Below are 22,086 nucleotides of genomic sequence, written 5' to 3' on the forward strand. Positions count from 1 at the left end.
GTTTTGTGATGAAGGGAAACGCTTGAAACTCTTCTTTAATTAGGTGTAATATTACACTAAAGACATGTGCGTGTATAGAAAGAAAGGGCTGTAAAAATGGATAAACAAGAAGTGATTAAATCCGTATCGGATAAAATACGATTAATTCGTTTAGAAAGAAACTATTCACAAGACAGAATGGCTGAAGTTATTGGTATTTCAAAAAAAACATTGGTTCAAATTGAAAAAGGGCGCACGGAAGCAGGGTGGACGACCACTGTTGCAGTATGCGGTTTGTTTCGTGACAGTGAAATCCTTCAATCGGTTTTAGGAGACGTCCCCTTAGAAGTAGTAGAAATCATTGCTCATAACGGCGTATCTTCTCCAAAAGATAAAACGCTCGGAGGAAGAGTATGGTGGAAAGAGATTCAAAAAGAAGGTTCTTTTCGTCTGCAGCAAAATATGATTAGTCAGCACTATCGTATTTTAGATGACCAAGACTATCGATGGTTTAGTTCATTTGATAAAAGCGAAGCTGTAGAAAGGTTTGAAGAATTAACGAAGAAATAAAAACAAGCACTTGTTTTCAAGTGCTTGTTACTGATTCATTAACGTGCCGGATGAAGGGCGGTTGAACCAATTCCATAGCTCTACATCTCCAAGTGACGCGTAGGTGATAGACGGATCATTTTTTAATTTCAGCAGCTTTTTGGTAGGTCCTGTAATCACAACGCCGTACACACCGACTCCATGTTTCTTTACATAAGAATATCGCTGCTTTAGCAACAAATCGGAATGGTCTAGCTGACGAACTTTTTGGACTGTTTCTTCATTATCGGCTAATAGTTTCATCATATTTAAAACGTTCGACTTGCTAGTAGAGTGCGTTTGATTTCCTTTGTGCTCGTAAGGCAAGTCTAAAAACTCTGGAAAACCAAATGTTGATGTTAAGTCAATTAAGGGCTCATCTTTTGTGCTTGTTTTTTGTTCGTTCCCTGTATTAAGCGCATACCAAGAGGTAGAAAAATCACGGCTGTCGATGGCGTTCATTTTTTGCTGAACTTCTTTTAGCGAATACGTATTATCAAAAGAAATAGCCACTTCGCTTACCGTTCCTTTTGGTAGGTTTTCTAATGCATTCCATGTTTCATTCGTCCATTCCTTATACTCTTTTGCATGCAGCTTTAGTTTTTTTGGATCAGGATAGACAAAGGAAAGGTTAAGGTCGTATTTACCACCAGAAAATTCTTTTTCTACACCGCTCGTTTTATCAAACAGCTGATGAAATGTAAACGTCCCAATGGCCTGCTCTTCACGTCCAATTTGCTTATAAGCTTCCATTTGCGACTGCATTCGGAAAAAGGACTGTGTATCAGAAGTGGTTTCACGTATATGAACGTTCGGAAAAGCAGATTCGATAGCTGCTTGATTGACGCTGTTTATGTATTCGGTTTTTGATTGATGATAATATACAATGGATAAAAAGCTGCCAATCATCCATAGCAGAACGACAGAGCTAATGACAGTTGTCACATTTGAAAGGCGCTGCTTCCATTTGGCCATATAAATGGACTTTTTCACTTTTTTATTATCCAACATCGTATCGTCATTTAGTGAAGTAGTTGATGGAGTTGGCGATAACGGTTCATCTTCAGTTAGCAAGTGCTCTAAATGAGCTGAGCATGCTTCACAATTTTCCGTATGTTGTTCAAGTGTTTCTGCTTCTTTGTCTGTCAAAGTGCCGTTTTTATATTTTTCCCATTGATGCTTCATATCTTGACAGCTCATCCGTCCTCTTCCTTTCTTTTTTTCAATTGTTGACGACCACGATACAAGTCCATTTTCACTTTTGACAGAGTAAAGCCAGTCATTTCTGCAATCTCTTCATATGTGAAGCCATGATAATCTCGTAACAGTACAATATTCTGCTTAGCCGGAGGCAAAGCAGATACATCAGAAAGCCAGCCGTCGATTTCACTTTGAATCATCACTTGTTCTTCAGCACTTGGCTGAGGAGTAAAGTGCCATTCTTCTATTTCGACAGTAGGGCGTTTTTTTTCTTTTCGATACCAGTCAATAAAGGCGTGATAAGCAATTTTGAACAGCCAAGGCTTTACTTCCTCGCCTTTATACGTTTCTAAGTGTAAAAGTGCCCGGTAAAAGGTCTCCTGCATTAAATCTTCCGCTGATTCTTTTCTGCGAGTAAGAGAGAGAAGATAGCGCAGCAAATCATGCATGTGCTGTTTATAAATGTGTTCAAAGTTATGCTGTTGTGCCATTTTCTCCCCCTTTCATTTAATCAACGCAATTTGTGGATAAAAGTTTCGGTTTTTTTATCAAAAATCGTATGTAATAGATAAAAGATGCTTAAAATACGATATATAGCTTATCATACTAAAAAGAAAATCATATGAAATTCGACATAATTCCGTGTAATTTGTCATTTTTTTAAAAAACTAAAGGGTAATTGGTGTTCGAAGGAAACAGAAAATGTTATGATAGAACAAGGATGTGCTCTTACAAAAAACAGCTACATACATAATAAAAAATACAGCGTTTGTTTGCAGAATGAAAATGGACAAACATATGGTGTTTAACCATGGATGTTTGTGGGAAAATAAACTAAGTATTTTCAACAAAAAGTAAATTAAATTGTGTTTTCACTTATAAAAAACACGGTAAATTGGAAAAGGTGGGGTCATGATGGACGTAGAAAATACACAAGGTACAGAAGAACAAGCACCTAAAGTCAAGGCAGCTAAAGTTGGCGATACGATTCAGCCTAAAAAAGGCGACTATAAAGGATTTAAAGGAATTGTTATGGTAGTGCGAGACAATTCGGTTATCGTAGATTTTGGAAAAGATGCTGAAACAGGCGAATCCATGAAAACAGTCGTTAATCATAAAAACTATAAAATCGTAAAAAAGTAGGTGAATAACCTACTTTTTTTTACTGAATATATGTTTAAAGACGGCGATTTTTCTACCGGAAACTTTAGAGAAACGCATAGGTAAAGCAATTCTTTGAGAAGAAGAATGTTTTTTAGTAAACTATAGAAAGTATGTAGAAAGAAAGGATTTTTTGTTATGTCAATTCAATTATCACAATTATCATTACCAAAAGAGGTTCTTTCGCTTTTAGCGAATCGTAAATATGAAAATCTGTCTCATGCTGATCAGCTATTAATCGGAAAAGGCGGCTATACAGCAGAAGAAGCAGATATTTTAGAAGATGCCATTATTGCCTTATCACTAGGGAAAAACGTACTTTTAAAAGGGCCAACAGGTTCAGGTAAAACAAAGCTTGCTGAAACGCTGTCGCATTTATTTTCTCAGCCGATGCATAGCGTTAACTGCTCGGTTGATTTAGATGCAGAAGCGCTGCTTGGCTTTAAAACAATTTCTGAACAAGAAGGGAAAACAGGTATCGAGTTTGTAGAAGGACCTGTTATTCAGGCAATGAAAAAAGGCCATTTATTATATATTGATGAAATTAACATGGCGAAACCTGAAACGCTTCCTATTTTAAACGGAGTACTTGATTACCGAAAAATGATTACAAACCCATTCACTGGAGATGTAGTGCGCGGTCAGCAAACATTCGGCGTAGTAGCGGCTATTAACGAAGGGTATGTTGGGACTGTTCCATTAAACGAAGCGTTAAAAAATCGTTTTGTTGTTATTGAAGTGCCATATATTCAAGGGAGCAGCTTAAAGCAAGTTCTAATGTCTCAGTCTCAGTTAAAAGACGAAAAATTAATTGATAAATTTGTCACGCTCTCCGCAGATTTAATTACTCAAGTTCAAAGCGGCCATGTATCAGAAGAAGCTGCGTCCATTCGTGCGCTTATCGATACGTGTGATTTAGCTCTTTATATGCCGCCTCTTCGCGCGATTAAACGCGGTATTATTGAAAAGCTAGAAGATGAAAGGGAAAAAGCCGCCATTCAAAATATTGCTGAAACATTATTTGAGTAAGGAGTGGCGCTATGCGATTTATTAAATTTAACGACAAAAATGTAGATTCCTTTCTCTATATGGAGCTGGCAGATTTAACGAAAACATTAACAAAAAATGATGAAATTGAAGTAGAGTATCGCGTTTCATCTTATTATGATCCTGTACACGGCATTATTTATCTCAGTCACTTTTGGGATAACCGTCCAGAAGAAGACAAAGTGTACGGCTTAAAAAGTGATGTATTTTTAAGAAGTATTGGAAGCTATAAGCATTCAAACTTCAAAGAAATTAATGCATATTTAAAGAAAATAAATAAAACGTCGGTACCTAGCTTAGCTAAGCAGCTGTTTATGCTGTTTGAAGATATTCGTTTAGAAGAAGTATGCAAACGCGAACGTCCTGGAACGAAAAAAGCCTTCGCCGTCAGAAGGCAGCTCTATAGAAAATATTTTGCTACACAAATGAGCGCAAATTTAACAAAAAGCGTGTACACGGATGCACTTTTTAACGGCATTTACTTGCTATTAACGGCTGAAAATCCGTTTGAAGAAATTCCTTCAATGAGTGAATCGATTAACTTAGCGATGCCTTTTATTCGCAGACAGCTAACAAATGTATATGAAGCGAAAACAACAAAAGACGTATCGCGCATCTGCCTTGAACTCGTAGATGTTTTTGATGATATTATCGAAAAAGATATGCTTAATACTTATTTCTTCTTGGCTGAACTTCAGTATGATCAGTTAGAAGAAGGGTTAACATTTGAAGATTTAAAACGCAAAGATTCATTAGTGAACGATGATATTTTAGAGCATGAAAAAGACGGAGATGAAGACATTCACGAAGAGAAAATGGAAATGTGGCATCGAGAGACAAGCGAAGCGACGCAAAGTTTTCTACAGTTTGATATGGATCAAGGTTCAAAAACAGACATGCTAGGCGATGGTGTTCGTGAAGGCGACGATGGAGATCAAGCAATGGGCATGGTGCAAGGATCTTCTCAAAAAACATCACGGAACGATTATTCTCAAATCGAAGCCATGGAGCAAACGCATCCGGAAAAAGACGGGGAAGCGGATTATGAGTATGGGAAAGAAAATAAGCATGCCTATGCTGTGTTTGTAGATTCTAAACTTCCAAGCGACGATCACGTTGTTCAGTATGATGAGAATAAAAAAATCATTGCATCGTATCAAAAAAAATTAAAGCAAATGATTGAAAAAACGCTTGAACATAAAAAAACGCTCCCTAGAAGCGAGCTGCACTTTGGCCGATTAAATAAAAAACTTCTAAAACTATGGACGGATGATAATCCTCGTTTGTTTTATAAAAAAGATGAAGATTCTGCCCAAATTGATGCTGTGTTTTCTCTTCTAGTTGACTGTTCGGCATCGATGTACGACAAAATGGATGAAACGAAGCTCGGGATTACGCTATTTCATGAAGCGTTAAAGTCTGTTATGGTGCCTCATCAAATTGTTGGATTTTGGGAAGATACAAATGATGCTACTGAAACAAGCCAGCCTAACTACCTGCAGACGGTGATGGACTTTCAAGCATCATTAAAGCGTAAAAGCGGTCCTGAAATTATGCAGCTTGAGCCTGAAGAAGACAACCGTGATGGATTTGCCATTCGCCATATGACACGTCGCTTGCTTCAGCGTTCTGAGCAGCAAAAGTTTTTACTTGTGTTTTCAGACGGTGAACCAGCCGCTATGGGATATGAACAAAATGGTATTGTAGATACGCACGAAGCGGTATTAGAAGCACGCAAGCACGGAATTGAAGTCATCAACGTCTTTTTATCCAACGGGGAAATTGATGAAGGACAGAAGAAAACCATTCAAAATATGTACGGGAAATATAGTATTCTAGTACCAAACATCGAAGAACTTCCCGATGTGCTATTTCCTTTACTCAAGAAACTACTTCATAAAAGCATTTAAAAAAGTCGAAGCATATTGCTTCGACTTTTTTTGCTATTGACCGTTAATGCGGAGGGAGGTAAGTTAAATATATATGAAAAAGAGAGAAGGAATGGTAAGTGGAAGGAGTTCAAACTTCATCTAAAAGAGCGTGGGGGCTGCTGCTTGTAATCATTGGTGCCACGATGTGGGGAGTGTCTGGCACGGTAGCTCAATATTTATTTCAGCATAAGAGTTTTAACGCAGAGTGGCTGGTCGTCGTTCGTATGTTAGTATCTGGATTGCTGCTTTTGGCAATAGCCTCTAAGCAGCGCAATATTTTTGCAATTTGGAAAACAAAAGAAGAGAGGACTTCGCTGCTTTTGTTTGGTGTAATCGGTATGCTCGGCGTGCAGTATACATACTTTGCAGCTATTGAAGCAGGAAACGCTGCTACAGCTACAGTGCTTCAATATACGTCGCCAATATTTATTATTGGCTATTTAGCCGTGCAAGCAAGAAAGTGGCCGGTGAAAGTAGAAATGATTTCTGTTGCGCTCGTCATAACGGGGACATTTTTTCTTGCAACAAGCGGAAACTTTAACGAGCTGTCTATTACAGGATGGGGGTTGTTTTGGGGGATTGGAGCAGCTGTGACGTCTGCTTTTTATACGCTTCAGCCTAAACGTCTTCTTGCAAAATGGAGCTCAGTTGAAGTAGTAGGCTGGGGAATGGTAATAGGCGGCGTAAGTTTTTCATTTATTCATCCGCCGTGGCATATAGCCGGTGAGTGGTCGCTATTGTCGCTGTGTGCGGTGCTATTTGTGATTATCTTTGGAACGCTCATTGCCTTTTATTGCTACTTGGAAAGTTTGAAGCACATTAGCGCTTCTGAAGCCATTGTTCTTGCGTCAGCAGAGCCTTTGTCAGCAGCCGCGCTATCTGTTCTATGGCTTCATGTGACTTTTGGGTGGACGGAGTGGCTAGGTACAATTCTTATTATCGCTACGGTATTTTTGCTTTCTCAGCGAAAGCCAGAGGTGACATCATAAGTAAAAAGGACTTTCAAATGAAAGTCCTTTTTATTTTTATAGAGGTTTTAGCGTAAACGTGTTTGTATACGAGCGGTTGGCGTATAGTGTGTAATCAGGATGTGTTTTTGCTCCCCAGCTGTCGTCTCCTCCAACGCCCATTTGCTTGTAGTTAACCCGCACGGTTACGGAATCGCTTAACGGCAATTTGTAAAAATGATCGTAAGCCTCCAGTTCAAAAGGTGAGTAAGGTAAAGCATTCAGCTCGACTGTTGGCAAACCTTTTAGTAAAAAGCCGCGTCCTTGATCGTTTGTAATAGTTGCCCATCTAACGTCCGTTTTGTTTCCGCATTCTTGAGGGCGTAAATACGGTGTAACTTGCTCTTTTACACTGCCTTTATGAAGGCCAAGCTTAGCGCCAGTTTTACGATCCCAATAATTTTCATGAGGGCCTCTGCCGTACCATGTTAAAGAATCAAAAGCCGCATCCATCGTAAACAGCATCCCAATTTCAGGAATTTCAGGCATTGCCTCAGAAGGTGCTAAAGATTGTTCAATCTTCATTTCACCATCGTTATATAGCGTATACGTTACATAGCAAGAAGCAAGAGAGATGTCTAAAGCTAGCTCAACCGAAATGATAACAAAGTCAATTTGCGGTTGAACACTTACTTTTTTCACGTGCTGCTCTAAACTTGCTTGACGCCACGTTTGACATCTTTCATGCAATTTATTGCCGAGGTCATTATCGGTGACTGCCCGCCAAAAGTTCGGACGGAAACCCGATGCAAGCAGCTCGGTATGCTCATAGTTGTAAGAGATAAACTGCCCTTTTTGCTTGTCAAAAATAGCCGTGAAGTTAGTTCCTGTAACCGTCAGCGTTTGTTCGTTTTGGTCAACTGATAAAGCAGGATAAACAGCTTTTACTGAGGGTACAGCGGTTTTGGCAGGCAGTACAAACTGTTCGTACGCCACTTCATATCCAGCTGAAGCCCAAACTGTATCTTTGGATAATCTGATAGAAAGAGTTAAAACAAATTCATCAGTTTCGTTTTCTTGCTCGTAAAGAGGATAAGAAAGCGTCAGTTCGTCTGTACTATCAGGAGCTACATTTAAAAGAGACGCATGTTTTTCAAGTAGTTCACCGTTTTTTTCAACAGTCCAAGCAAAATCATAGGCGTTCAAGTTTGTAAACAGGTGTTTGTTTTGAACGGCAAATTTTCCTTTAGAAGCGTCTACTGCTGTCCACTTTACAGGCTGATAGCATTTTTTTACTTCTGCAATTTTCGGGCTAGCTGTCCCATCAGCAAAGATTAAGCCGTTTCCGCAGAAGTTGCCGTCGTTAGGCGTATCACCAAAATCTCCGCCGTAAGCTAAGTAAGAAGTACCGTCTACTGCTGTTGTTTGAAGAGCTTGATCTTTCCAGTCCCATATAAAACCGCCTTGCAAGATTGGATATTGATCGAACAGCTCCCAGTATTTGTATAGATTTCCACAAGAATTACCCATCGCATGACTGTATTCACACAGAATATAAGGTTTTTTCGGATTCATTAAAGCATAGCGCTCTACATCTGCTGGCTTAATGTACATCGTGCTTTCTATATCAGAAGCATCATAGTCGCGGTGATGGAAGATTCCTTCATAATGAACAAGTCTCGTGGAATCTTTCTCTTTAAAAAAAGTATACATATGCTGAAAGTTTTCTCCGCCAAATGATTCATTGCCAAGCGACCAAATAATAATAGAAGGGTGGTTTTTGTCACGTTCGTACATCGAACGACAGCGATCTAGTACGTTTTCTTTCCATTCTGGCTTGCTTCCTGGAACGGCTTTTTGTTCGCCTTCTTGTAAATAAGTCCACGTTCCGTGCGTTTCTAAATTGGTTTCATCAATCACGTACAGTCCGTATTCATCACACAGCTCATACCATACTGAATCGTTAGGGTAATGGGATGTACGCACCGCGTTAATATTATGCTGTTTCATCAGCAAAATATCGTGAATCATGTCTTCGCGTGTGATGCCTGCACGGCCTTTTACTGAATCAAATTCGTGGCGATTTACTCCTCGAAGTACAATACGCTTGCCGTTGATTGTCATAAGGCCATTCTTTAGTTCAAACGTACGGAAGCCGACTTTACAGCTTTCCGTTTCGATAATAGAACCAGCAGCATTCTTTAAGCTGAGTACAAGGGTATACAAATTAGGACTTTCTGCGCTCCATTTTGCAGGGCTTTTAATGTGTGTACGTAAGGACGCTGTATATTGATCGCTCACACTTACATTTGTTTGCAGCGGAGCTTGTAGTACTTCATGGCCATTCGCGTCATACAGCATGACTTCAAATGTTAGATCTTGAGTATCGTGCTGAAAGTAATTTAAAATATCAGCTGAAACGCTAAGTTCACCATCTTCGTAGTTGTTATCAAGCGACGAACGAACGCTAAAGTCATAGATGTGAACCGGTGGAGTAGAGTACAGATACACATCTCGGAAGATGCCGCTCATTCGCCAAAAATCTTGGTCTTCAAGCCAGCTTGCGTCACTCCAGCGATATACTTCTACTGCTATTGTATTTTCACCATCTTGAAGATAAGAAGTTATATCAAATTCAGCTGGAGTAAAGCTGTCTTCGCTGTATCCAACAAACTCACCGTTAACCCAGACGTAAAAAGCAGATTCGACGCCTTGGAAGCTGACGTACACCGGCTGATTTTCCCATTCTGATTTAGGTGTAAAAGTACGGACGTACTGACCGACAGGGTTATATTTAGTCGGTGCAAAAGGAGGTTCGAGGTTTTCGTTTTCAACCCAAGGGTATGTCACGTTTGTATATTGAGGATAGTCATATCCTTGCAGCTGCCAGTGTGAAGGAACTGAAATAGAGTCCCATTTCTTATATGAAAATTCAGGAGCGAAAAAGTTTTTGACGCGACCATCCGCATTTTCAGCAAAATGAAAGTACCAGCTTCCATTTAAGCTTTGGTAGTAAACAGAAGATTTTCTATCATTTTTTAAGGCCTCTTCGACCGTTTGATAAGGCATTAGTAAAGCGTGTGCTTTCGAACGGTTCAATTGAAAAATTTCAGGGTTGTTATTCCATTCAGGGTATCCGTTTGCAGGTGCTGTATAATTAAATTTTTTGCCGGTTTTTAACATGTCGATCCCTCATTTCTAGATTACTAGGTTATTAGTTTATATGAAAATGATAACGTTTTCTGAGAACCTTATCAATCTAATTATTTTCATGATAATATAACTATATTCACATAAAAAGGAGGAAGTAATGTGGACCGTATGTACTTTCCGGCTCTTTCAGATGAAGATATGAAACTGCCATTCTATGTTACAAGCGCTGGAAGCTGGAGACATCAAACGCATATTAAACGTCAGGGAGAGTTTCCTGATTATCAATGGATTCAATGTATAAAAGGAAGAGGTGAGCTTCGTGTAAACGACGAGGTTTATATTATAAAAGAAAATGAAGGAATGTTTCTGACGCCGCATGTTCCGCACGAATACTACCCCATTACAAGCGAATGGCAAGTATGCTGGGTTTCTTTTAATGGAAGTGTAATTGATGATATCATGCTTTCTCTTCAATTTATTAATTCCGGAAAAATCGTCCTTACACATGCTGAAAGCCTTTATAGGATGCTGCAAGAGCTAATGAATTTGTTAGAAGAAAATCATACCTCTAGCACCATGAAGTGCTCTGAACTACTATATAGCGTCATTTTGAAACTGCGCCAAGACAGCGTATATATAGAAAGCAAAAGTCGCCTGCAGCAAATTACTCAGCTAAACCCAGTCCTTCGCTATATTGAGGAATATTATCATCAGCCGTTAACGCTAGAAGTACTGGCGAAGCAGCTCAACGTAACAGAGCAGTATACGTGTTTGCTTTTTCAACAATCTCTTGGTATCCGGCCGTTTGAATACGTAACGCGCGTCCGAATTCAAAAAGCAAAGAAACTGCTGCTTAAAAACAACCAAATCTCTGTACAAGATATAGCAAGACAAGTAGGGTATGAACATCCAAGCTATTTTATCAAGCGCTTCAAAGAACAAGAAAACGTGACTCCAACTGTTTTTCGGAAAATGTATTTTTCATAAGTTACATACATTGGGTTTTATCTAGGTTATAAGAAGTGATGTGGATGCTAGTTATTTCGTATGAGTTTTAAAAAAAGAATTTAAATGTAGTTTTAAGTAAAAACGGGGAGGAAAAGTAGAGAGAAGAAACAAAAAGGAGGGATAAACGTGTTTGGGTTAAATGATCTTCCAAAGTTTGTGTGGTCATTCTGTCTTGTATTGCCACTTGTATCATTTGTTCATCAGCTGGGGCATTCCGTCATGGCAATTATTTTCGGAGGGAAGGTCGATTTTACTATTGGGCGGGGGAAAACGATTCTTAAAATGGGGAAGTTTAAAATTAAGTCAGTCTATTTTCTAGACTCGTTTTGTAAATATGAAAATCTTAAGAACGACAGTCGCTTTTCCCATGCAGTGGTGTATGCGGGCGGTGTACTGTTTAATTTACTTACTATTTTTATAATAAATGGATTAATTATGGCTAATATTCTGCCTGAAGATATATTTTGCTATCAATTTGTTTATTTTTCAGTCTATTATGTTATTTTTTCACTGCTGCCAATTCAATATACAGAAACATCTGCAAGTGATGGACGTGCTATATATAACGTATTACGGTACGGGAAAACGTGTGATCCAGATTAAAGGGCTGTGTGTAGCAGCCTTTTTTGGTGCCTTTTTCTGTTTCATTTAAATCAAAAAAGGAAAACTTTACGAAAAGAAAATAGTAGCGGATAATAAAGATAGTAGATGTTGGAATGGAAGAAAGGAGAGGATTTATACGATTATTGAGACAGAGCGAATGACGCTGCGAGCTATGGCTGAAAGCGATGCAGGCAATTTAATGAAAATATTTGAAGATGCTGAAGCAATGAAGTATTATTCTTCTACTAAAAATGAACAAGACACATATCGCTGGATTCAATGGATGAAGCAGCATTATCAAACATATGGCATTAGCATGTGGATCGCTGAAGATAAACAGAATCGAGAGTTTCTAGGGCAGTGCGGCATGGTTCTTCAAAAAGTAGACGGCAAGGTAGATCCGGAGCTTGGCTATTTATTTTTACGCAGCTGCTGGGGAAAAGGCTATGCGAGTGAAGCAGCAAAAGCTTGTTTAGATTATGGTCTTCATACGCTGAAATTTCAGAAGATTATATCATTGATAGATCCTCACAATTTTCCATCGATTAAAGTGGCTGAAAGAATTGGCATGAAAAAAGAAAAGCAAGTTAACAAATGGGATAAATCATTATTCTTTTATAGTATATATAATGAAAAATGAGAGTAAAGGAGTGTTAGCATGATCAACATTAACAACGTTTCGGTAAAACGAGGAGAAAAAGAAATTTTAAAAAGCGTGTCGTGGTCAGTGGAAAAAGGGGAACATTGGTGTTTGCTTGGGTTAAATGGTTCCGGAAAAACGACGCTTTTAAATATCATCAACGGATATATTTGGCCTACAAAAGGGGAAGTAGAAGTTCTTTCAAGGAAATTTGGAGAAACAAATCTGTCTGAGCTCAGAAAAGAAATTGGATGGGTAAGCTCTTCGCTTCAACAGCGGTTTCGAGATGACGATACGGTTGTAGAAATGATTTTAAGCGGAAAATTTGCATCTATTGGGTTATATGAACAAGTGGAGCAAAAAGATATGAACCAAGCCATAGAATTAATGAAGCTGCTAAATTGCGAAGATTTACAAAATCAGGCCTACGGAACACTTTCTCAAGGAGAGCGCCAGCGAGTGCTAATTGCTCGAGCTCTTATGGCTTCACCAAAGCTTTTAATACTTGATGAGCCATGTACAGGTCTAGATATAATGGCCCGAGAACAGCTTCTTCAGCTGATTGCAAAAATGGCAGAGCAGCCAAATGCTCCTACGCTTATTTATGTTACTCACCATGTAGAAGAAATTTTGCCTTGCTTTACTCATACGCTTTGTATGCGCCAAGGAGAAGTGTTTTCTTCTGGAAAAACGAAAGACCAGCTCACTGAGCCGCATCTTTCTAAATTTTTTAATCACTCCGTAGAGATTCAGCAGCAGAAGGACCGCACTTGGCTGTCATTAAAAGAACCGGTAAAAAGCTGAGCTAGCGTCGAGAAACCTTCTTACATACCATGGGAAAAAGAGCGCTGCTTGCAATGGAAACAAGCTCATTGTGGAGATAATGTTTACATGCTACATAAATAGTGGTGCTGCAAATAATATCAATGAGTAAAAAAGCAGCAATGTCATGTTTATCAATGGTTACAAATACAAAAGAAGAGGAATCATAAGCTGTCATCGTTGGCTCCTTTGGTTATATCGTTATGTTACTTTATTCACAAAAGGCTTGGGCTATACGAACTTTTAAAGAAGTACGATGATGACAGCTGATTCTCTCCTCTAAAGCTGATAATACTCTTGTTCGAGTATACTCATGATAATATCTGTCTGAAATGCTTCTTCAATAAAAGCACCTTCACGCTCTATTCCTTCTTTTACAAAACCGCATTTTTCATAACAAGCAATGGCTCTATGGTTGTATTCGAGCACTCGTAAATCGACTCTGTGCAAGTGAAGGTGTTCAAATGCGTAGGCCAGCACCAATTTTGTAACTTCAGTGCCGAGCCCTTGATTCCAAACGGAAGAATCGAATAAACCAATAGCATACCGTGCGCGCCGGTCGTACTCGTTAACGGTCAGCCGGGCTTCTCCAACAAACTGCTGCTGATATTCAACACACCAATTCAGCTTTTGAGACTTTATGTACTCGACGTGCCGCTTGGCATCTTGTAATGTAAGAGGTTTTAAGTTTCGGGTATCGCCTCCGTACATACGAATAAGCTCTTTTGTTTGCTTGCACGCTAGATAGTCATGTACATCGCTGTCTTTTGGTTTTCTTAGTATCACGTTTTTTCCTTTTAAAAGTGGTGAAACATTATTCATTTGATGCATCCTTTCTTTCCCAACATTAAAAAGGTATTCCACTTGTCTCCTAAAAAAACCTGCTTTTATGTACAAAAAGAGGCTGGAATAAAAGGATTTTAGACAAAGTGAAAAACGAACCATTGATCAAGATGTTTGATTCGTGGTTCGTTTTTTTTGTTAGGGTAAACATAGGTTTCATGTGTGTAAGTCTTTCTAGCAGTTGATTGGAGGGCAAGGCGAAGACTCCCGCGGAAAGCGAAGCCTTGCACGGAAATCAACTGCCGTGTCACAAGCGATCCATAGGAGCTCATGTATCCTATATGTTCGTCTTTAGATTGGATTCATTTCGTCATGTCTCAACCCCTTTATGAAGAATGTTTTTTTGCGTAGTGGGCAAGTGCAAGAAGAGGAAAAATATCATTGTAGCTGTGGTACTGAATATAAAATTGTCCAGGAAGACCAATTCCCGTGGGATAATGAATTTGCTGCTCGGTAAGATTTGGATTCAGTAAAAATTTAATTCCTTTTTCAACGGCTCGATCTTTTAACGGACATATTGTCATTAAAGCATCGAGAGCCCAAGCCGTTTGCGAAGGAGTGCTAAAGGGTAAAGGCACATATTTTTTTAAAGAAGCGCTATAGCATGATTCTCCGAATCCGCCGTCTTCTTGTTGAATGCTTTTGAGCCAATTGATGGCTTTGATGATACGCGGATCAGAAGCAGAAATTCCTACAGCACGGAGTCCAGTAATAGCGGCCCACGTTCCGTAAATGTAGCAAACACCCCACCGGCCGTACCAGCTCCCGTTATCCAACTGATGATCAAACAGCCATTTTACTGCAGCTTTAATCGAAGGATGGGATTTATTCATACCGGCAAAGTTTCCGAGGCATTCAAGCACTCGACCGGTTAAATCGGCAGTAGCCGGATCCGTTGCTGCGTCTTTTGCGTTTTCAAGCGGCAGATAAGTAAATAAAATAGAATCGGTATTTTTTTCAAATGCAGCAAAACCCCCGTCTTTGTTTTGCATGGACAACAGCCAGTTAATACCTCTTTGCCAAGACTCCAAATAATCTGTATCGGTTTGCGCTCTTCTAGAAAGAGCTCTAATAGCAGCAGACGTATCGTCTAAGTCAGGGTTATTCGTATTAATATCGGAAAATCCCCAGCCTCCAGGCGCTGTATTGGGGTTATGAAACTGCCAGTCTCCAAGCTTTGTATGCTGTCTTTTCTTTAAGTAACGAGTTGTGCCTTTAATCATGGGATCTTGCTGCGGTACACCTGCTTCTTGTAGAGCGTAAGATAGCAGGGCGGTATCCCAAACGGTTGACGTGGAGTTTTCTACGTGCACGTGGCCGCTGCATGTACTAAGTAGTGAACAAATACCGTCAATTGCTTTTTGAACCACAAAGGAATCTTTTTTATAGCCAAGAGCCAAAAGACCGTAAATCATAAAAAAAGTAGAGGTTGCGTAGCTGTAGAGTGTTCCATCTTTTTCAAGTCTTTCTAGCATGTAACGCTCGGCTGCTTGATAACCAAGCTTGTGGATGTAAGAAGGTAAAGAAGCCAGCTGTTTTAAATGGTCGACTAAAAAAATAGAAGCGCGTGATTCTTGAGCAGCTTCATCCGCTTCCTGTTTCTGCTCTCTTACATCTAAATGAGAAAGAGAAGGTGTATGCCTAGAAGTAAGTGAAAATTTTTTGTTTCCAGCTACCATCATCGGGACGAAGTGAATTCTGGCATAGGTGCTTAGTTCATAAAAGTTAAGCGGTACATAGGTAGGCACGAGCAAAAGAGAAAGCGGGAGGTAAAATAGCTTTGGCCACTCGTATAAGCCGTTAACACAAAGCATCCATCTTGTGAGAAAATGAGCGCGAGAAATGCCTCCTGAATCTATAATATATCTTTCTGCTTTTCGCAAAATCCGGTCATTTTTTTGGTAATAGCCTGAATATAAAAGAGCTGTATAAGCTTGAATAGTAGCGGATAAGTTGTGTTCTTCATCATCAAACAACGTCCAAAGACCATCTTCATTTTGAAGGGAAACGATCCGTTCGGTTAATTGTTTAATCAACACTTCTTTATCTAAATCAAAGGTGCGAAGAAGCATAATTAAAAACGCATCAGGCATAACGCCTGTTTCAAAACAGTAGCGAAATGACCCGTCATTTTTTTGTGTTGGGCGCAGATAGGCGATTCTTCGCTGAATCTCTAGCTGAACTTCCTTTAGCAATATGATCACCTCTTATGATAATGCTTTTCAATCTTTCGACCTGTTTCTTTATAACTGTATTCAAAGGAAGAGCGTTCTATGAGAGGAGAAAGTTGCAAAGAATAGAGCGCTTGCTGCACAATAAAGGTACTGGAAAATTGGAGTGATAGAAGTGAAAGAAATACAGGTAGAAGTTATTCAAGGGCGAGGCTCTTACCGAGAGCTTGGTAAAATGCAAGGGGAATTACATAAAGGAACAAAGCTGTTTGAAAATCATCAAAAAAGAAGAAAACGTTCATTACGAAGCTATCAAACGATAGCAAAAGAAGCTCGTCATTATTACGACTTATTTGCTCCCGGACTGTGGAATGAGCTATTGGGCTTAGCAGAAGGCTTAGATTGGCCTCTTGAAGACGTTATACATGAGTACAGCGGATATCAGCAAGAGTGGAAGAAAACGGGATGTTCTGCTCTTATGCAGCACGGTGTGTATGTGCGGAACTACGATTATCATCCGAAAACGTACGAAGGTCGATTTTTGCTTTTTCAGCCAAATGAAGGATATGCAAGCGTCGGGTTTGGAACAAGAATGATTGGGCGAATGGATGGAATGAACGAAAAAGGATTAGCAATTGGCTATCATTTTGTTAATCGCCGCCGTCAAACGAACGGATTTATTTGCTGTACGCTTGCTCGGTTTATTTTAGAAACATGTGAAACAACAGAAGAGGCTGTTGCTATTTTAGAAAGGGCACCGCACCGTCATGCGTTTAATTATTCCATTTACGACCGCAGCGGACAGGGAGCAGTAGTCGAAGCATCTGGACGAGGCGTTCATGTACAAAGAGGAACGATGATGGGGTGTACGAACCATTTTAATCAGCTGGTCGAAGAAAATCGTCATCATTTGGTAGAGTCAAAGGAAAGGCTCGATCATATTCGAGATCATATTGAAAAAAAGCTATCGCCTCTTGAAGCTTTTTCTTTATTTAATGAGGATGAATACGGTATTTTTAAAGAAGATTACCGGAATTCTGCTGGAACGCTTCATACAGTGGCATATGTACCGGAGACGCTGCAAGTCATTGTGGGAATTGGACGAAAAGCAAAACCTCTTACTTTCTCGTTTGAGGATTGGGTGAAAGGAGAACAATTAACTATAACGAAAATAAAAGGAACGGTAAATACAGACGAACCATTTCCGTTTCAGTAAGGAGCAGCATAATGAGAATTGTAACGAATCAAGAGATGTATCAAGTAGATGATTATATGACGAATACAATTGGGATGAGTGAAGAGTCCCTTATGGAAAATGCCGGACAGGCTGCTGCAAACGCGCTGAGTGAGCGAATCGAAAAATATGAAAAAATAGGGCTGCTTATAGGAACGGGAAACAACGGAGGAGACGGCTTTGTTATTGCCCGTGCTTTGAAGTCAAAAGGCTATGAAGTTGACGTCTGGGTAGTTCCTGCACGGGAGAAAATAAAAGGCGCAGCTAAAAAAGCCATGATCATCTATGAAAATGCTGGATTGGCGTGGCAATCGGCGGGAGACAACTTCTCTGTGAAAAAGTATACGGTCCTTATTGATTGTTTATTAGGTATAGGCGTAAAAGGCAGCATCAAATCTCCTTATGATAACATTATAAAAAAAATAAACGACTCTAAGGCTTACATATACAGCATTGATGTCCCAAGTGGAGTAATGGAACAGAAGCAAGAGCTTACGGTACATGCAGATGCTACGATTACGCTTCAGCAGCCAAAGATCACGGCATTTACATACCCGAGTAAAGAAAGCTATGGTGAATTGATTGTAGTAGATATCGGTATCCCACCGCTAGCAATTGAAAAAAGCTCACCTCTTAAAGAGGTATGGTCAACTCAGCATATTAAGAAATCTTTTCCCATTCGGAATGCTTCGTCCAATAAAGGTACACATGGAAAAGGAATCATAATAGGAGGTTCACTTCAAACACCCGGAGCGCCGATGCTAACGTCAAAAGCAGCACTCACAAGCGGAGCAGGGCTTTTAACGCTTGCGCTTCCGAATGATATTCATGCGATTGCAGCTGCTCACATGTTAGAAGTGATGTATAAGCCATGCCCAAGCAAAGATGGCTTTTTTGCAGGCGAGATTCCTTTAGAAGAAGCAAAGTACGATGCAATTGCAGTTGGACCAGGGCTTGGGAGAACGGAAGAAACGAAGAAAGTTGTCGAACAAGTACTTCAACAGCCCGTTTCTGTTGTAATCGACGCAGATGCTCTTTTTCATCTGCCGGATTTGATGAAAGAAGTAAAAGAAAGAGAACACGCAACGGTTTTAACACCTCATCCCGGAGAAATGGCTAGACTCGTGGATACAACAATCGCAGAAGTAGAAGCAAATCGATTTTCGATATCTAGCCAATACGCAGTGGAAAATGGTGTGTATCTTGTATTAAAAGGCCCAAACACGATCGTTACAACGCCGGATGGAAAACAATACGTAAATACCACTGGAAACGCAGGACTCGCAAAAGGTGGAACGGGTGACACGTTAACCGGAATCATCCTCGCTTTTATTATGCAGCATGATTCTCTTCAAGAAGCAATCAGCAATGCGGTATATGTTCATGGAAAAGCAGCGGATGTGCTGCTCGATCAGGGGCATACAATGATAGATATGTTAGCAAGTGACGTTATTTCTGCACTTCCGGCAGTCTTCGGGCAGCTGAATGAGAAGTGATTTCTTCTGGATTATTAAAATTTGTTGACAAAATCCTTCAAAAAGTTGTCAAAACTCTGTGTAAATGATAACGTTATTTTACGTAAGATTTTACATAGAAAGAAAGTGATGTTGTGTACTACTCAATGAGACCAAGAGGCATTCATTTAGCTGTGCCTACACTTTTCTTCCTTATTACAGTCGTGTTATTTGCGATGATGCAGTTTGGTTTTTATTTGGATTCCAGCATTCTTCGTAAAATTTGGGTCATCATTATGGCTTTATTGCCCATTGCTGGACTAATCACGGCTATTAAAGGTAGAAGAGGAAGCGCAAAGCCGTGGTTAATTATAGGGAACGTGATTCTTATTTTAACCGTTACAATAATGAGCGTACAGGCTATTATTTATTAAACAAAAAAACGTGTTCGCCAAACAGGCGGACACGTTTTTATTAGGAAGAAGAAAAGAGCTGTTTCGCTTATTCTTGCATCGCGGCATTTATTCCTTCTTTTCTAACTTCTAGCATATGAGTAGCTTTTTTATCAATACCTTTAGCTGTATCGGAAGAAATGACGCCTACGCTGCTTAAGTCATAGGCAAGACTTGTAACAAGCAGCTGTTCTCTTTGTGCGAGTGTGCCGTATGTAAGTGCAGCGGTTTTAGCTTGAATGCCACTCATATTTAATTCATCAGTAGAAGAAGCTGCTTCTTTTTTTGCGGCTATTGCTTCTTGATAAAGAGAATCATATCCTCCAAACCCTACTTGGGCAATTAGAAAGTTATAAATGTCATCGGCCGATTTTTTCGAAGGCTGAGAAAAAGCTCTTTGAAATTTATTGCGCGGTAAAAAGTTTAGTGCCGCCTGTCTTCCGTCTTCATAAATTTTTTCTTGTATTTCTTTAGTAGCTTTTTCGTCATTTTTTTTCTGTGCTGCATCTAGCTGTTTGCGATATTTTTGAATAATGACTCCGTCCTGCTGATTGTTTCCCTCTTTGAAAGTAGCTGCGGCTTGTGGAACATCTGACGTTGCTAGCGTCTCAGCGGCGTTCTCTGAAGAAGAAAAGAACGTATTTTTGACAAAAATAAGTGCAAAGATCAGCAAAATAAACCATAAAAACCTAAATTTCTTAAACAAAACGTTCACCTCTGTATAATATTTCTAATTATGTAAAACAACATCGATCAGTATACAACAATTTTAGTGTCTTTTTACACATTTACCCAAAAATAAGAAAATAGTAAGAGGTGGTTTTATTAATCTAATAGATATATAGGTTCATTGTTATAGTTCGAAAGAAACCATTGATCTATTTGTACTGATTTACATAGTCGAATATGTTTTTGCTAATAAGGCTTAAAGTGACAAGAATAAAAAGCGTTCGGACGTACGTCACGCCTTTTGATAAAGCGACGTTTGATCCAACGAAAGAACCCACGATCATCGCAAACCCCATAATTAATCCGTAAGAAAATACAACAGAATCAAAATACAAAAATACAAGCAAAGCACCTAAATTACTGCCGAAATTTAAAAATTTTGCGCTGCCTGCTGACTGCAGGAAATCAAATCCCATAAATAAAAAAGCAAATAAAATAAATGAACCTGTGCCTGCTCCTAAAAATCCATCGTAAAAGCCAATGATAAAAATAAGTGCAGTAAAGAAAATAAGTTTCTTAATAGACAGCGGCTTATACGTGGACGTGGTGCCCCAGTTTTTTTTGAAGATTGTATAAATAGCAACTAAAACAAGGAGAATCAAAATAACAGGTTTCAAAAAAGCAGAGGATAGAAAATGAACGGTGATTGAACCTCCCAAAGAGCCAATAAATACAAAAGGAAACCATTTACCCACAACGCGAAAATCGACTTTTCCGGATTTGACAAATCGAATGGTACTCGTTAATACGCCCATCGTTCCAGCTAATTTATTTGTAGCTAAGGCAGCAGCGGGCGGCAGGCCTAAAAATAAAAGAGCGGGTGTAGAAATTAAACCGCCTCCGCCCACTACGGAGTCAATGAATGCAGCTAAAAAACCAAAGAGTAAAAGCAAAAGAACAATCTGTAAACTTAATTCTTCCATAAAGCACCTTCCTCATGTCATAATATATATATAGTGACTACTTAAATAGTAACTATATAAAAAGCAGTTGTAAATATGTAAATGATGAAAATTTCAAATAACTTAAAAAACAGGGAGGTTTCCTTTATGGAAAATATTATTCAGCAGCTGCAGTCGCTTGGATTTAATCAGTATGAATCAAAAGTATACGTGACGCTTGTCAAAAAAGGATCTTCCACTGCTTATAGCATTAGTAAACATTCAGGTGTGCCAAGAGCGCGTGTATACGATATTTTACAAACACTAGAGGAAAAAGGCATGGTGTTAAAAGAAGAGAGTAATGATGGCACCCAGTACACGTCGCTACCCGTCGATGCTTTTTTGCATTCGCTGCAGAAAAAATGGAACGAAACGTATGAAGACGTTAGCGAAACGCTTAAACGTCTTGAAGCTGCAGAGTCTATAGAAGAAAGCCGGGTTATGACGATGAAAGGAGAAACAGCCATTCTTGCTTTTTGTGAGTCGCTGCTGCTAAAAGCAAAAAATAAAATTGTCATCTCGCTTTGGCCTGATATTTATAATGAGTTGAAGCCTCTTTTATTACAGCTAAGGAAGAGTGTCACACTAAAAGGAATTGTGTTTGAACAAGATGAAGCGATGGAGGAATTTGACCGGCACCGCCATACAAGCTATACCGAAAATATTGGGAATCAAAACTGGTTTATTATATCTGTTGACAGCAGTGAAATGATTTATGGTCATAAAGAAATGGCTTACTATACCAATAACGGAGTTAACATTAATTTACTTGAAAACTATATTTGGCATGATATCCTCGTTAACAGACTTGTAGAAAAAAGTGATCGAGAAATAGACAGGTGGATCGAAAGGGAAAGAGAAAGCTTTTTTGCGTAGAAAAGAGACTTAGACATAACGAAATCACTTCCATCGAAAGACGAACAAACGGGATAAATGATCTAGTATGAATGGCTTGTTACATCGCAGTTAATTTCCGTGCAAGGCTTCGCTTTCCGCGGGCGGACGATGAGCCTCCTCGTCGCTTACGCGCCTGTGGGGTCTCATCTGTTCCGCTTTTCCCGCAGGAGTCTGCGCCTTGCCCTCCAATTAACTGCTGGAAGCAGCCACCATGCATGAAAGCTACGTTCACTTTACCAACAGAAAAATCCGAACAAAGTTGATGCTCCATTAAGAGTCTCAAGCC

At 39.4% G+C, this 22,086-nt stretch carries 22 protein-coding genes; 13 read left to right on the forward strand and 9 right to left on the reverse strand.

The features are described from left to right. The first annotated feature begins 96 nt into the window (after positions 1-96). Positions 97-549, forward strand: coding sequence for a helix-turn-helix transcriptional regulator (locus MKX72_RS10830; RefSeq protein WP_033578859.1), 453 nt, complete (start codon positions 97-99; stop codon positions 547-549). A 27-nt stretch (positions 550-576) separates the two neighbouring features. On the opposite strand, the gene MKX72_RS10835 is transcribed toward MKX72_RS10830, so the two are convergent. Both MKX72_RS10835 and MKX72_RS10840 read right to left on the reverse strand, forming a co-directional pair. Then, on the reverse strand, positions 577-1,767 hold the full coding sequence (locus tag MKX72_RS10835) for an anti-sigma factor (protein WP_047751062.1): 1,191 nt from the start codon (positions 1,765-1,767) through the stop codon (positions 577-579). Next, positions 1,764-2,258, reverse strand: a complete 495-nt coding sequence (locus MKX72_RS10840; RefSeq protein WP_013056868.1) for an RNA polymerase sigma factor — start codon at positions 2,256-2,258, stop codon at positions 1,764-1,766. The genes MKX72_RS10835 and MKX72_RS10840 overlap by 4 nt, the downstream gene beginning before the upstream one ends. Positions 2,259-2,679: 421 nt before the next feature. Here MKX72_RS10840 and MKX72_RS10845 point away from each other — a divergent pair, with 421 nt between their 5' ends. The 4 genes from MKX72_RS10845 to MKX72_RS10860 all read left to right on the forward strand — a co-directional run bounded on the left by MKX72_RS10845 (position 2,680) and on the right by MKX72_RS10860 (position 6,895). Then, on the forward strand, positions 2,680-2,910 hold the full coding sequence (locus tag MKX72_RS10845) for a YkvS family protein (RefSeq protein WP_013056869.1): 231 nt from the start codon (positions 2,680-2,682) through the stop codon (positions 2,908-2,910). Positions 2,911-3,066: 156 nt separating this feature from the next. Further along, positions 3,067-3,957: an ATP-binding protein gene (locus MKX72_RS10850; RefSeq protein ID WP_014460283.1), complete on the forward strand. Its 891-nt coding sequence runs from the start codon at positions 3,067-3,069 to the stop codon at positions 3,955-3,957. Positions 3,958-3,968: 11 nt separating this feature from the next. Next, a complete protein-coding gene (locus tag MKX72_RS10855; RefSeq protein ID WP_028413502.1) occupies positions 3,969-5,885 on the forward strand; it encodes a vWA domain-containing protein in 1,917 nt (638 codons plus the stop codon). A gap of 98 nt (positions 5,886-5,983) precedes the next feature. Continuing rightward, positions 5,984-6,895, forward strand: coding sequence for an EamA family transporter (locus tag MKX72_RS10860; protein ID WP_033578861.1), 912 nt, complete (start codon positions 5,984-5,986; stop codon positions 6,893-6,895). A gap of 36 nt (positions 6,896-6,931) precedes the next feature. Here MKX72_RS10860 and MKX72_RS10865 read toward each other — a convergent pair whose 3' ends face one another. Next, on the reverse strand, positions 6,932-10,036 hold the full coding sequence (locus tag MKX72_RS10865; RefSeq protein ID WP_155008148.1) for a glycoside hydrolase family 2 TIM barrel-domain containing protein: 3,105 nt from the start codon (positions 10,034-10,036) through the stop codon (positions 6,932-6,934). A 138-nt stretch (positions 10,037-10,174) separates the two neighbouring features. Here MKX72_RS10865 and MKX72_RS10870 point away from each other — a divergent pair, with 138 nt between their 5' ends. The 4 genes from MKX72_RS10870 (at position 10,175) to MKX72_RS10885 (ending at position 13,061) form a co-directional block, all read left to right on the forward strand. Further along, a complete protein-coding gene (locus tag MKX72_RS10870) occupies positions 10,175-10,993 on the forward strand; it encodes an AraC family transcriptional regulator (protein WP_224980575.1) in 819 nt (272 codons plus the stop codon). A gap of 147 nt (positions 10,994-11,140) precedes the next feature. After that, a complete protein-coding gene (locus tag MKX72_RS10875) occupies positions 11,141-11,617 on the forward strand; it encodes a site-2 protease family protein (protein ID WP_028413498.1) in 477 nt (158 codons plus the stop codon). Positions 11,618-11,774: 157 nt separating this feature from the next. Beyond that, complete coding sequence (locus MKX72_RS10880) at positions 11,775-12,257, forward strand: GNAT family N-acetyltransferase (RefSeq protein WP_154991393.1); 483 nt, start codon at positions 11,775-11,777, stop codon at positions 12,255-12,257. Positions 12,258-12,275: 18 nt separating this feature from the next. Beyond that, on the forward strand, positions 12,276-13,061 hold the full coding sequence (locus MKX72_RS10885; protein WP_034265762.1) for an ABC transporter ATP-binding protein: 786 nt from the start codon (positions 12,276-12,278) through the stop codon (positions 13,059-13,061). Between the two features lies 1 nt (position 13,062). On the opposite strand, the gene MKX72_RS10890 is transcribed toward MKX72_RS10885, so the two are convergent. The 3 genes from MKX72_RS10890 to MKX72_RS10900 all read right to left on the reverse strand — a co-directional run bounded on the left by MKX72_RS10890 (position 13,063) and on the right by MKX72_RS10900 (position 16,126). Next, positions 13,063-13,257, reverse strand: a complete 195-nt coding sequence (locus MKX72_RS10890) for a hypothetical protein (RefSeq protein ID WP_013056879.1) — start codon at positions 13,255-13,257, stop codon at positions 13,063-13,065. 101 nt (positions 13,258-13,358) lie between these two features. Next, positions 13,359-13,901: a GNAT family N-acetyltransferase gene (locus MKX72_RS10895; protein WP_028413495.1), complete on the reverse strand. Its 543-nt coding sequence runs from the start codon at positions 13,899-13,901 to the stop codon at positions 13,359-13,361. Positions 13,902-14,248: 347 nt separating this feature from the next. Continuing rightward, positions 14,249-16,126, reverse strand: a complete 1,878-nt coding sequence (locus MKX72_RS10900) for a terpene cyclase/mutase family protein (RefSeq protein WP_048021135.1) — start codon at positions 16,124-16,126, stop codon at positions 14,249-14,251. A 142-nt stretch (positions 16,127-16,268) separates the two neighbouring features. On the opposite strand from MKX72_RS10900, the gene MKX72_RS10905 reads away from it, so the two are divergent. The 3 genes from MKX72_RS10905 to MKX72_RS10915 all read left to right on the forward strand — a co-directional run bounded on the left by MKX72_RS10905 (position 16,269) and on the right by MKX72_RS10915 (position 19,215). After that, the gene (locus tag MKX72_RS10905; RefSeq protein ID WP_099330901.1) at positions 16,269-17,309 is read left to right on the forward strand and encodes a C45 family autoproteolytic acyltransferase/hydolase; all 1,041 of its coding nucleotides are present in this window, start codon (positions 16,269-16,271) and stop codon (positions 17,307-17,309) included. An 11-nt stretch (positions 17,310-17,320) separates the two neighbouring features. Further along, a complete protein-coding gene (locus tag MKX72_RS10910) occupies positions 17,321-18,823 on the forward strand; it encodes an NAD(P)H-hydrate dehydratase (RefSeq protein WP_155008147.1) in 1,503 nt (500 codons plus the stop codon). A 113-nt stretch (positions 18,824-18,936) separates the two neighbouring features. Continuing rightward, positions 18,937-19,215 (forward strand): hypothetical protein, encoded by a 279-nt coding sequence (locus MKX72_RS10915; RefSeq protein ID WP_223260155.1) that lies wholly within the window; start codon positions 18,937-18,939, stop codon positions 19,213-19,215. A 67-nt stretch (positions 19,216-19,282) separates the two neighbouring features. Here MKX72_RS10915 and MKX72_RS10920 read toward each other — a convergent pair whose 3' ends face one another. Together MKX72_RS10920 and MKX72_RS10925 are read right to left on the reverse strand one after the other, a co-directional pair. After that, positions 19,283-19,948: a hypothetical protein gene (locus tag MKX72_RS10920; protein WP_223260154.1), complete on the reverse strand. Its 666-nt coding sequence runs from the start codon at positions 19,946-19,948 to the stop codon at positions 19,283-19,285. A 163-nt stretch (positions 19,949-20,111) separates the two neighbouring features. After that, positions 20,112-20,885, reverse strand: a complete 774-nt coding sequence (locus tag MKX72_RS10925; protein ID WP_013056888.1) for a sulfite exporter TauE/SafE family protein — start codon at positions 20,883-20,885, stop codon at positions 20,112-20,114. Between the two features lie 126 nt (positions 20,886-21,011). On the opposite strand from MKX72_RS10925, the gene MKX72_RS10930 reads away from it, so the two are divergent. Beyond that, a complete protein-coding gene (locus MKX72_RS10930) occupies positions 21,012-21,779 on the forward strand; it encodes a TrmB family transcriptional regulator (protein ID WP_155008146.1) in 768 nt (255 codons plus the stop codon). 79 nt (positions 21,780-21,858) lie between these two features. Here MKX72_RS10930 and MKX72_RS10935 read toward each other — a convergent pair whose 3' ends face one another. Further along, entirely contained in the window at positions 21,859-22,071 is a 213-nt protein-coding gene (locus MKX72_RS10935) for a hypothetical protein (protein WP_034265776.1), read from the reverse strand. Between the last annotated feature and the right edge of the window lie 15 nt (positions 22,072-22,086).

This window comes from Priestia sp. FSL R5-0597 (assembly GCF_038006305.1).
GTDB lineage: Bacteria > Bacillota > Bacilli > Bacillales > Bacillaceae_H > Priestia > Priestia zanthoxyli.